The following is a 5569-nucleotide window of genomic DNA, read 5'->3' on the forward strand; positions in this document are numbered from 1 at the left end:
GGGTCGCTCCTCACGGGGTGCGACCCGGGCCGGGCAGTCGCGTACAGATTCATGACGAATCATCAGTTGGTCTTGGTGACCCGGGAGTTGGAGACTTCACCCGCGCGGCCTTCGTCCCGGCCCTCGACCAGGACGGCGGGCTCCAGCGGCGAGGCGATCTCCTGCGGCCTGCTGCGGGACGCCCAGTCGCGGATGCCGAGCACCACCATCACGAAGAAGATCCCGTAGACGATGCCGGAGAAGTACAGCTCGGAGTGGACCGCGAGCGGCACGCCCACCAGGTCGACGGCCAGCCAGACGAACCAGAACTCCACGTAGCGGCGGGCCTGGCTGTACATGGCGAGGATCGAGCCGACGAAGATCCAGGCGTCCGCGAGGACCATCCACCACGGCGCCCCGGGGTAGAACGAGGCGTCCGTCCCCTTCAGCACCGCGCCGAACGCGGCCGTCCCCGCCACCATCGCGGCCGCCAGCACGGCGCGTTCCTGCCACGACGCCCAGCGGACGTTGATGGTGCCTTCCTGCTCGCGGCTGCGCTTCCAGGTCGCCCAGCCCCAGGAGGCCGAGACGATGATGACGATCTGCCGGGCGGCGTTGCCGCCGAGGTGCACGTTCAGGCTGGCGATCAGCAGCAGCACCGAGCCGAGGATCTGCACCGGCCAGGCCACCAGCGAGCGCCGCAGGGCGAGCCAGACGGTGGCGAGCGCCAGGATGTTGCCCAGGAAGTCGGACCAGTAGACGGGGAGGCCGAAGAAGTCGAACTGCTCGTTCAACCAGTGGAACGCGCTCATGACTCACACCTTTGTTCGTGCGGAGCGAGGTGGGGGAAGGGGCAGTCGGCCCCGCCGAAGCGGGGGGTGCGGGGCCGACCGGGCTCGTGGCGCGGGACGCGGGGTCGCGGGGGAAGCGGGGGCGCGCGCCGGGCAGGTGAAGGACGGTGCGAAGAGGTGGTGCGGGCGGATCAGAAGAGAACGGTTCCGGAGAGAACGGTTCCGGAGAGGACGCTTCAGGAGAGGCGCTTCAGGAGAGGACGGCGAGCACGTGCCGTCCGTGCTCGGAGTCCAGCAGGGCCTCGGAGCGGCGGACGTCCTCCCGGGCGGCGAGCAGCAGCTCGTCGACGGAGGCGAACCGCTCGGTGCCCCGGATCCGGGCGACGAACCAGAGCTCGACGCGCTCGCCGTACAGGTCGCCCGGGGTGTCGTGGCAGTACACCTCGGTGTGGATCTCGGAGGTGTCGCAGAAGGTGGGGTTGGTGCCGACGCTGATCGTCGCGCGGTGCACGGTGCCGCTCGCGCGGCGGGCCAGCCAGCCGCTGTAGATCGCGGGCGGCGGGGCGGGGGTGCCGGGGTCGGGGGCGATGTTGGCGGTGGGGAAGCCCAGCCCCCTCCCCCGGCCGGCACCGTGCACCACGGTGCCGGACAGGGGGGCCGTCGGGGTGTCAGCCATGGGGGGTGAGCTCACGGAACTGGCTGGTGTGGAAGACCAGCGGCTCCACCCCGGGGAACAGCTCGACGGTGAGCAGTTCCAGCAGGACGATCTCGTGGTCGCCGCCGTCGTACACCGCGTGCATCCGGGCGGTCAGCCAGAGCGCCGCGTCGTGGATCAGCACCGCGCCGCCCGGCGTGGCCTGCCAGCCGGTGCCGTCGAAGCGGTCGCCCGCGCGGGAGGCGAGCCGCCGGCAGAGCGCGCCCTGGCCGCGGCTGAGCACGCTCAGCCCCAGCTCCGGAGCCTCCGTCAGCCGGGGCCAGGTGGTGGAGGTGCGGGCCACGCTGACCGCGACCATCGGCGGCTCCAGCGAGATCGACACGAAGGAGCTGACCGCGAGCCCGACCGGTTCGCCGTCGCGCAGCGCGCCGAGCGCGACCACCCCGGTGGGGTAGGCCCCGAACGCCTGGCGCAGCGCCGCGCCGTCCAGCTCGGCCCGGTCGGGCCGCTCCGCGGCGGTCGCCGCGGCCGCGGTCGGGTGGTGGGCGGGAGTGACCATGGTCGTCGCCGTCCTCTCGTCGCCGGTGCGGGGGGTCAGTGCCGGTACCGCGCGGCCGGGTGGCTGGCCGGCAGCGCCCGGTCGGACGCGCCGGTCAGCCGCTCGCGCAGCGACTCGCCCTCCGCGTACTCGCCACGGAAGACGCCGCGGGCGCGCAGGATCGGCAGCACCGACTCGACGAACTCGACGGTGGAGGCGGGCTGGACGGTCGGCGAGAGCAGGAAGCCGTCCAGGTCGGCGCCCTCCGCCAGGGCGCAGATCTCGTCGGCGATCTCCTCGGCGGTGCCGACCACCGGGCGGGCGCCGACGCCGTGGGTGTGCCAGTCGGCGAGCACGTCGCCGACGGTCTTGTCGGCGAACCGGGCGACCTGGGTCTGCGACATCTCGGTGGACAGCTCCGCCATCGGGGTGTCCGGCGCGTACGAGGACAGGTCGAGGCCGGTGAACATGGCGTAGCTGGCGACGGTGACCTCCGGGCGCTGGGCGTCCAGGACGCGCTGCCAGCGGCGTTCGGCGTCGGCGGTGGTGGCACCGATCACGCAGGAGAACGCCGACATCACCTTGACCTCGTCGGCGCCGCGGCCGGCCCGGACGGCCTCCTCGCGGATCGCCGCGGTGTGCCCGGCGAGCTGTTGGACGGTGCCGCTGCCGACGAACATGCACTCGCCGTGCCGCCCGCCGACGCGGCGCCCGGCCGGGGAGGCGCCGGCCTGGAACAGCACCGGGGTGCCCTGCGGGGAGCGGGCGGTGTTGCCGTAGCCCTGCGAGCGGAAGTACGGGCCGTCGTGCTCGACCAGGTGGACCTTGGCCGCGTCGGCGAAGCGGCCGGCCTTGTCCTTCTCCAGGGCGTCGGGCTCCCAGGAGCCCTCCCAGTACTTGTAGACCAGGTCGAGGAAGTCCTCGGCCATCCGGTACCGGTCGTCGTGCGCCACCATGTCCATCCCGAAGGCCTTGACGGCGGTGTCGGCGGTGCCGGTGGTGACGATGTTCCAGCCGAGCCGGCCGCCGGAGAGCTGGTCCAGGGTGGCCAGTCGGCGGGCGAAGGCGTACGGCGGCTCGACCAGCACCGAGCCGGTCACCACCAGGCCGAGGTCGGTGGTGCTGGCCAGCAGGGCCGAGGCGATCACGAACGGGTCCAGGCGCGGCAGGTCGAGGGTCTCCTCGGTGGCGATCGGCGGGCGCACCCCGCCGATCTCCGACCAGCCCCAGGCGTCGGCGAGGAACAGGAAGTCAAGCTTGGCGTCCTCGCAGATCCGCGCGATGTCGCGCCAGTACCCGAGGGTGTCGAACAGGTGCCGGCGGCTGTCGGGGTGGCGCCAGGTGGCGGTGCCGCTCGCGTTGGTCTGGGCGTTCTCGAACAGTCCGAGCTTGAGGTTGCGCATGGGGTGTTCTCCGTTGAACTGGTGGTGCGGGGGAACCGGGGTGCTGAGCGGACCGGGCGTGGGGGGCCGGGGACCGTCAGGGTGCTACGGGAACGGCGGGGGCGTCGAGGACCGCGCTGGTCGCGTCGGGGAGCGGGGCGGGTGCGCCGAGGGGGCCGGCGGCCGCGTCGAGCTGCGCCGCCGAGGGCATGGCGGACTGGGCGCCGAGCCCGGTGACGGCCAACGAGGCCGCGCGGACGGCTCGTTCGGCGGCGGCGAGCAGGTCGGCGCCCCGGGCGAGGGAGTCGGCGAGGGCTCCGCAGAAGGTGTCGCCGGCGCCGACGGTGTCGACGGCGTCCACGACGGGGGCCGGCAGGTGCACGGCGGGACGGCCGGGCTGTTTGACCAGCGCCCCGTCCGCGCCGAGCGTCACCACGACCGCCCGGCAGGGCAGGGCGGCCCGCTCCAGCAGTTCGCGCGCCCCGTCGGGGCCGGCGGGCGGCTCCGCGCCGAGCAGGGTGGCGAGTTCGCCGAGGTTGGGGACGAGGACGTCGACGGCGGCGAGCACCTCCGGGGCGACCGGGCGGGCCGGGGCCGGGTTGAGGACGACGGTGCCGCCCTGCTCCCGGGCCCGCAGCACGGCGGCGGCGACCACCTCGGCGGTGATCTCGTGCTGCACCAGGACCACCTCGCCCGCGGACCGGGCCAGCCGCTGCGGCAGGTCCGCGACGGACAGTTCGGCGTTGGCGCCCGGGTTGACCACGATGGTGTTCTCGCCGGCCCGGTCGACCACCACCGAGGCGATCCCGGTGGTGCTCTGCGGTGCCGGGCGCACCGCCCCGACGTCCACCCCTTCGGCGGCGAGCGCCCGCAGGATGGCGTCGGCGTCCGGGCCGACCCGGGCGACCATCCGCACCCGCGAGCCGAGCCGGGCCGCCGCGACGGCCTGGTTGGCGCCCTTGCCGCCGACGCCCTCCACGAAGCCCCGCGCGAGCACGGTCTCGCCGGGTCGCGGCAGGTCCTCGACGGTCAGGACGAGGTCGCGGTTGATCGAACCGACGACGGTGATGGGCGGCATCTGCACTCCTTGGGAGATCGATCTCCCACACTGTGGACCAGGCCCCCGGAACCGTCAAGTACCCTCGTGCTGCGTATTCCGCGAGCTCAGCCGAGCCCGTTCCCGACCGCGAAGGACCGCCCCACGTGACAGCGCCCCGACTCCTCGACGTGGCCGCGGCCGCCGGTGTCTCCCGCGCGACCGCCTCACGCGTCCTGGCCGGCACCCAGCGCAACGTCGACCCCGAACTCGCCCGCCGCGTCGAGGAGGCCGCCCGGCACCTCGGCTACCGCACCAACCACTCCGCCCGGGCGCTGCGCACCGGAACCACGGGCACCATCGGCGTGGTCGTCCCCTCGCTCGCCAACCCGTACTTCGTCCAGCTCGCCGACGCCCTCGCCCAGCAAGTCCGCGCCGCCGGCGGGCAGTTGGTGGTCTCCGACGCCGCCAACGACACCGCCGTCGAGGCCGAGCAGATCGAGACCCTGCTCGGCGGCCGGGTCGACGGGCTGCTCGTCGTCCCGGTCTCCGCCGGCGCGTCCGGCCCCGCCGTCCGGGCCGCCGCCCAACGGACCCCGGTCGTCCTGTTCGACCGCTGGGCCACCGGCTCCGGCACCGTGGCCGTCACCCTCGACAACACCGCCGCGATGCGGCTGCTCCTCGACCACCTCGAAGGCCTCGGCCGCCACCGGATCGCCCTGGTCGCCGCCGACCAGGCGTCCTCCTCCGGCGCGGAGCGCCTCGCCGCCTTCACCGGGGCCCGCGGCGCCGACGCCACCACCGTCCTGCTGCCCAGCTTCACCACCGACGCCGGGCGCACCGCGGGCCGCCGGATCGCCGAGCGGCACGCCGGGATCGACGCCGTGGTCTGCGGCGCGGACGTCCTCGCGGTGGGGCTGGTCAGCACCCTGCAACGCTCGGCGATCCCCGTCCCCGGCCGGATCGCCGTCACCGGCTTCGACGACACCGAGATGCTCGAACTCCTCGACCCGCCCATCACCTCGATCCGCCACCCGCTCACCGCCATGGCCGAGCGCGCCCTGACCCTCCTTCAGTCCCCGGCCCGTGAACGGTCGGAGCGGGTGGAGCGCTTCGCGCCGCAGCTGGTGGTGCGCTCCTCCACGGACGCGAACGCCTGAGCGGGCGAGAGGCGGCCCCGGTGTGCGG

General features: G+C 74.3%; 6 protein-coding genes. 1 reads left to right on the top strand and 5 read right to left on the bottom strand.

The annotated features are described in order from the left end of the window. Positions 1-62 precede the first annotated feature (62 nt). The 5 genes from ACFU7Z_RS35305 to ACFU7Z_RS35325 form a co-directional block, all read right to left on the bottom strand. Positions 63-791 (bottom strand): nicotinamide riboside transporter PnuC, encoded by a 729-nt coding sequence (locus ACFU7Z_RS35305; RefSeq protein WP_380782085.1) that lies wholly within the window; start codon positions 789-791, stop codon positions 63-65. 229 nt (positions 792-1020) lie between these two features. Next, entirely contained in the window at positions 1021-1446 is a 426-nt protein-coding gene (locus ACFU7Z_RS35310; RefSeq protein WP_074006036.1) for a riboflavin kinase, read from the bottom strand. Continuing rightward, positions 1439-1984 (bottom strand): flavin reductase family protein, encoded by a 546-nt coding sequence (locus ACFU7Z_RS35315; RefSeq protein ID WP_375873545.1) that lies wholly within the window; start codon positions 1982-1984, stop codon positions 1439-1441. The genes ACFU7Z_RS35310 and ACFU7Z_RS35315 overlap by 8 nt, the downstream gene beginning before the upstream one ends. Positions 1985-2019: 35 nt before the next feature. Continuing rightward, on the bottom strand, positions 2020-3366 hold the full coding sequence (locus tag ACFU7Z_RS35320) for an NtaA/DmoA family FMN-dependent monooxygenase (RefSeq protein WP_380782088.1): 1347 nt from the start codon (positions 3364-3366) through the stop codon (positions 2020-2022). A gap of 76 nt (positions 3367-3442) precedes the next feature. Beyond that, positions 3443-4423: a ribokinase gene (locus ACFU7Z_RS35325; protein ID WP_380782090.1), complete on the bottom strand. Its 981-nt coding sequence runs from the start codon at positions 4421-4423 to the stop codon at positions 3443-3445. A 125-nt stretch (positions 4424-4548) separates the two neighbouring features. On the opposite strand from ACFU7Z_RS35325, the gene ACFU7Z_RS35330 reads away from it, so the two are divergent. Beyond that, positions 4549-5541: a LacI family DNA-binding transcriptional regulator gene (locus ACFU7Z_RS35330; RefSeq protein WP_074006038.1), complete on the top strand. Its 993-nt coding sequence runs from the start codon at positions 4549-4551 to the stop codon at positions 5539-5541. Positions 5542-5569 lie beyond the last annotated feature (28 nt).

The sequence above is a fragment of the Kitasatospora sp. NPDC057518 genome (assembly GCF_042802075.1).
Taxonomy (GTDB): Bacteria; Actinomycetota; Actinomycetes; order Streptomycetales; family Streptomycetaceae; genus Kitasatospora.

Excerpts from the sequence above, each read along its gene's own strand:
- ACFU7Z_RS35305 (WP_380782085.1), bottom strand. The coding sequence starts at position 791 with ATGAGCGCGTTCCACTGGTTGAACGAGCAGTTCGACTTCTTCGGCCTC.
- ACFU7Z_RS35310 (WP_074006036.1), bottom strand. The coding sequence starts at position 1,446 with ATGGCTGACACCCCGACGGCCCCCCTGTCCGGCACCGTGGTGCACGGT.
- ACFU7Z_RS35325 (WP_380782090.1), bottom strand. The coding sequence starts at position 4,423 with ATGCCGCCCATCACCGTCGTCGGTTCGATCAACCGCGACCTCGTCCTG.
- ACFU7Z_RS35315 (WP_375873545.1), bottom strand. The coding sequence starts at position 1,984 with ATGGTCACTCCCGCCCACCACCCGACCGCGGCCGCGGCGACCGCCGCG.
- ACFU7Z_RS35320 (WP_380782088.1), bottom strand. The coding sequence starts at position 3,366 with ATGCGCAACCTCAAGCTCGGACTGTTCGAGAACGCCCAGACCAACGCG.